The organism is Nonomuraea longicatena (assembly GCF_039525605.1).
Lineage (GTDB): Bacteria > Actinomycetota > Actinomycetes > Streptosporangiales > Streptosporangiaceae > Nonomuraea > Nonomuraea longicatena.
Genome location: NZ_BAAAHQ010000107.1, coordinates 1 through 2,265 on the forward strand (window position 1 = coordinate 1; position 2,265 = coordinate 2,265).

Sequence of the window (2,265 nt, forward strand, 5' to 3'; positions counted from 1 at the left end):
TCGGCTCCAAACACCAGATAAGTGACGGCCACGGACAGCCACAGGGCACCAGGGCCTTGCAACTGAAGAGGTTCAAGCCCGCCTTGGAAGGTAAAGATCACCGAGTCAATATATGGATTGGGAGTCACAGTTAGAGTTTTAGAATAGTCCCAGAACTGCGTCCCGCCCCACGCAAAGGTAACAAGCTCATAGTTGGTTACCAATATCGGCACAACGTGATGTTCACGCCATTGCGGCAAAGCATCAGCTTGCGCTTTCGCCCGTCGATTCGAGTTGCCAAGAGCAGTACCAGCCATAGCCCCGAGAACGAACAATGGGTGACCGAGAGCGATCGTCGATCTGTGCTCATATGCAACGCGTCGGCCATACCAACGAGAGTAGCCCAGATGCAGCTCGGCATAGAATCGCCTGCCAGGCAGGTTGATCGGGGGTGGGGGGACCTCGTATAGCTCGCCTCTGTCTATTGTGAGATGTCGAAATAGCTGAATCGCGCTCTCCCAAGCTCTCCAATCGGGCGAGGGCTGATTGTGCAAGTTAGCCTCCTCAACATCGACCGAGCCTTGAGAACCCCAGAATGCCACCAATCGTGGCATTCTGGATCGCAGTCCGCTCATGCATGTCGCGATCAGTTACCAAAATGTTATAAACTGTAACATGGGTTCATTCCCTATCGATCACCGCCCTGCCCAGCCAAGAGGTCCAACGATGTCACGGTAGTCGGTCGCCCCCGCCTCTACGGCGAGCCGAAGTCAGCGATCCTTTCGGCCTCCACTCGAACACCTCGTTACGAGTGAAGCGGAGGGCCATGGTCGGGAGCCGGCGCTGCCTGCTCGGCGGTGAGGCGCCGTACGGGACGATCAGGCTGTGTGAGGCGGCGTTGCTGTACATCCCTGCTGTACAGCAGACCACAGCAACCCGCGTATCCGGTAGCAAGCCGACCCGGAGCGCAGGGCCGCCAGGCCCGAGCACCGGAAGCGGCGCGGCAGCCTGCCCTTACGCGGTCGAGGAGCATGTGTACGCGTCGAACAGATCCGATCTCAGACTTGCCAGCGTGCAGCGAGCGATAACCGTTTAGTTCAGAGTGTTTGCCGATCGCCGCTGGCGAAGTACGATCGAGATGCTTTCTCGCGGCCAGCCAGAGGAGCGACATGTGAACGAACGCTTCTGGTTCTATCGCTGAATGCTTTTCATCCTCACGCTGCCTGCCCAGCTCGGTGATTCTGAAGGACAGCGATGGCCTTGCACAGGTGACCGGCCTTGCTGGGGCTGCAGCGTAGCTTGCGAAGGATCTTCCAGCTCTTCAGCTGGGCGTTCGCTCGTTCACCGGGACCCCGAAGCTTTGCGTGGGCGCGGTTGGCCCGCTTCTGGGATTCGGGTTTGTTCTTGCCTTTGTACGGAGTGCGGACCGGGCCTTCGGCTCCCTGATACGCCTTGTCGGCCAGGGTGATGATCCCGGCCCGCTCCAAGGCGCGCAGGATGCCCCAGATCCGGGCGGCGCTCAGGTCGTGGGCTTTGCCGGGCAGTGCTCCGGAGGTCCAGAGGATGGTGCCGTCCGGTGAGGCGATGACCTGCACGTTCACGCCGTGCACCCGGTGCTTGCCGGAGAAGTACGGACGGTCCACGGCGATCCGGTCGATGCGGATCAACGTGCCGTCGAGCACCAGGTGGTGCAGCCCGTCCCGCTTCGCTTTGCGTAGCGCCCGGCCGAGCTTCGGTGAGCGGGCCGACAGCAGAGCGACCGTCTCCTCCACATAACGCCACGCGGTCGCGGTCGATACCCCGAACCCGGCGCCGAGTTCGGTGAACGTCTCGCCTTTGCGCAGGTAGACCAGCACGAGCAGCGCTTGCTGTCCCGGGTTGAGCAGTCGCCAGGCCGATCCGATCGCCTTGCGGTGCCGACGGATCACTCCGGCGACGTAGTTCAGCGTTGAACGCGACAAATCGACGGCGGCACGATAGAACAGCATCCGAGGCCCCTGGTTGTGATGGATCTGGTTGTGGTGATCAATCCATCTACCAGGGGTTTCTTACGTCGTCAGGCGAACGCCCAGCTCGCGATCATGCTGTGACCGGCACCCCCGTCGCCACGGGTTGAAAAAGCCTCGCTGGATGGATGAGTTCGGCATCCAGAAGGAAGATGAAGCCAAGAAAATCATAAAGACCAAAGAAGGCGTTGAGAAATTAACCTCCTACGCTAGAGCCGCGATTCCCTCAGAGCGTGTTTGAGAAGATCATTCACGTTCGGCGTGGTGACGTGACGACGAG

1 protein-coding gene and 1 pseudogene are annotated in these 2,265 nt (G+C 60.2%); both read right to left on the reverse strand.

Features of this window, described 5'->3' with window-relative positions:
- Positions 1 to 296 (reverse strand): annotated as a pseudogene (locus tag ABD120_RS39595) (hypothetical protein); the annotation flags it as partial.
- Between the two features lie 897 nt (positions 297 to 1,193).
- Positions 1,194 to 1,967: a transposase family protein gene (locus tag ABD120_RS39600; RefSeq protein ID WP_343955666.1), complete on the reverse strand. Its 774-nt coding sequence runs from the start codon at positions 1,965 to 1,967 to the stop codon at positions 1,194 to 1,196.
- Between the last annotated feature and the right edge of the window lie 298 nt (positions 1,968 to 2,265).

Coding starts and splice junctions, on each gene's coding strand:
- ABD120_RS39600 (WP_343955666.1), bottom strand. CDS start 1,967: ATGCTGTTCTATCGTGCCGCCGTCGATTTGTCGCGTTCAACGCTGAAC.